Below are 1,706 nucleotides of genomic sequence, written 5' to 3'. Positions count from 1 at the left end.
CTGCCGCTCAAAGGCTTCCAGGACCAAGTAGCGTTTCAAAGTGCGCTTCAATCAGCTCCAGAAAGCGCATTGCCACTCGCGATGGTTCGCGCAGTGCGGGCACCAGCAAGTCATAGCGGAACGGTTGTTCCGGATGCAGTGGGCGCGCGATGATCCTTCCTGCCGCCGCAAAATTGGCGGCCGTTACCGGCTCGACGATCGAGATACCGGCTCCGTTTGCTACCAATTCGCAGATTGACGCAGACAACTGCGCTTCGGCAACTATTCGCGGGCGGGCATTGCCGATCGCGAAAAAGATATCGGTCTCGGACCGGGTGTCGATTTCCGCACCGAGCACCACGAAGGGTTGCTCATGAAAATCAGCGGGCTCCAGTCGCTCTTTTTGTCCCAGCGGGTGCCCAATCGGAAGAACTGCCCGCATTGGCGCGGTAAAGATCGGGCTACGCTTCACGGCCGGATGATCGTTGACGAGTGCAGCGAACCCCAGGTCGAATTGCTGCGAACTCAGGTGCCGCAATACGGCCTGTGAGCTGCGTGCCCGGAGCGAGACGGTGATTCCTGGTTCAAGCTTGATAAACGCCGCAATCACGTCTGGCAGGAACTTGAGCGCCAATGCAGGCATTCCGGCAATCAAGAGGCTGCCCCGACGAAAATCTCGAATGTCGTCGATAACGCGGGAAATCTCTGTCAGGCCGACGAAAGACCGCTCAACCTCTTCGTAAAGCGCCAGCGCCTCCGATGTCGGAACCAGTTGGCGCCCGCGCCGCTCGAAAAGCTTGAAGTCTGTCACCGTTTCAAGGTCGGCAATCATTCTGCTGATGGAAGGTTGTGTCGTGTTGAGGACATCCGCCGCCATCGTGACCTTTCCGGTCTCGATCACAGCACGGAAGGCTTCGAGTTGGCGATGGGTGAGGCGGTTCAGCATGGCGCTAATACATATCATAAAGGAATGATTATCGCAAAATAAAGAATTATTCGTATGTCTGGTTTTGTGCGATTTTCAGGTGTGGAGGAATCGCATGGCAACCGGAACATCAGACATTACGATCATTGGTGGCGGCGTCGTCGGCCTGTCGATTGCGATTGGCCTGTTGCAGGCGGGGCGAAGGGTGACGGTTCTGGATGGCTCCGACGGCGATTTCCGGGCGTCGCAGGGGAATTTCGGTCTGGTGTGGCTGCAAGGCAAAGGTGCCGACTTCGCGCCCTATGCCGAGTGGTCGCGCGATGCCGTTGCTGCCTGGCCCGGCTTTGCGAACATGCTCAAAAACTTGTCAGGGCTCGATTTGGCGCTGGATCAATCTGGCGGGTTTGAGTTTTTCACAGAGGCAACCGAATTTGAACACTTCAAAGCAGCGTTGAAGCGGCAGCAAACGCATCTTGGCAATAAGTTCACCCATGAAATTATGAGTGCGGACGAGCTGCGGCGGATGTATCCCGGCATAGGGTCGGGCGTCGTCGGTGCCACGTTCTGCGCCCTCGATGGTCATGTGAACCCGCTGCGTTTGCTCAGGGCATTGCGCAGCGCGTTCGCGGCGCTTGGCGGCGATCTTGTCTCAGACGCTCTGGTGACCGGCATTCTGGCTTCAAAACATGGTGGATTTGATCTGTCTCTTCTCAACGGGGGTCGTCTTGCCGCTGAACGTGTCGTTCTCTGCGCGGGCCTTGGCACAACGCAATTAGCGGCGCAGTTGGGATTTACCACCCGC

General features: G+C 57.4%; 2 protein-coding genes. One reads left to right on the top strand and one right to left on the bottom strand.

The features are described from left to right. Positions 1 to 7 precede the first annotated feature (7 nt). Positions 8 to 925, bottom strand: a complete 918-nt coding sequence (locus L0H65_RS19500; RefSeq protein ID WP_301460843.1) for a LysR substrate-binding domain-containing protein — start codon at positions 923 to 925, stop codon at positions 8 to 10. 94 nt (positions 926 to 1,019) lie between these two features. Here L0H65_RS19500 and L0H65_RS19495 point away from each other — a divergent pair. Beyond that, positions 1,020 to 1,706 (top strand): FAD-binding oxidoreductase (locus L0H65_RS19495; protein ID WP_301460842.1); only part of this gene is annotated, 687 nt, incomplete at its 3' end.

It is taken from the genome of Pseudorhodobacter sp., assembly GCF_030452865.1.
Lineage (GTDB): Bacteria > Pseudomonadota > Alphaproteobacteria > Rhodobacterales > Rhodobacteraceae > Pseudorhodobacter.
The sequence above is the reverse complement of the archived record's forward strand: the minus strand, read 5'-3'. Positions and strand labels throughout refer to the sequence as shown.

What these genes read in the sequence shown, in the direction of transcription:
- L0H65_RS19500 (WP_301460843.1), bottom strand. Translation starts at nt 925, where the DNA reads ATGCTGAACCGCCTCACCCATCGCCAACTCGAAGCCTTCCGTGCTGTG.